This is a genomic window from Vibrio sp. 1288 (assembly GCF_033344475.1).
Genome location: NZ_JAWPOX010000791.1, coordinates 1 through 601, shown reverse-complemented (window position 1 = coordinate 601; position 601 = coordinate 1). Strand labels below are relative to the sequence as shown.

The window sequence follows — 601 nt, the reverse complement described above, 5'->3', positions numbered from 1 at the left end:
TGGAGCAGAAAGTGTATTGATTGAAGGTAAACGCGTAAAAGTGAAAGCTCAAATTCATACGATGTCAGGCTACTCTGCACATGCCGATATGAACGACTTAATACAATTTGTAACTGCCATTCCCACTCCTCCTAAGGAGGTTCACCTTATACATGGTGAGGAAGATTCGAAAAAAGCACTTTATCAACAACTAATCAACCTCGGATATAACTGCGTATTATAGTGAATTAGATAATTATTTAATTTCGAGACAACATAATATATCGCAAACATAGTTTGTCGAATTCATTGATATAGTTACGTCAAGATTCAAAAACAAGCCATAAGTAAGGACTCAGGTTCAAGAAAATTCTCAAAGTTACAAGCATGTTCTGGATTAAGGGATATAATTTCTATACGAATTAAATTATAATCGCCGACTTGTAAGCAATTGGCTAGCCGAAAACAACTTATTCCATTCCTATGACAGACAGTATGAGCGACACGCTTCAAGAACGAGAAGCTTCTGAATTAACTAAGCATAATTCTATCAGCATAACATCAGCATTGGACGAGTTATCCGCAAGTGAATCAAATGCTTGCCTTTATATCTACTGTCCAA

1 protein-coding gene is annotated in these 601 nt (G+C 36.1%); it reads left to right on the top strand.

Annotated elements, in window-relative coordinates; translation table 11 throughout:
- Window positions 1-223 (top strand): MBL fold metallo-hydrolase RNA specificity domain-containing protein (locus tag R8O11_RS29400; RefSeq protein ID WP_318195144.1); only part of this gene is annotated, 223 nt, incomplete at its 5' end.
- Window positions 224-601: the final 378 nt, after the last annotated feature.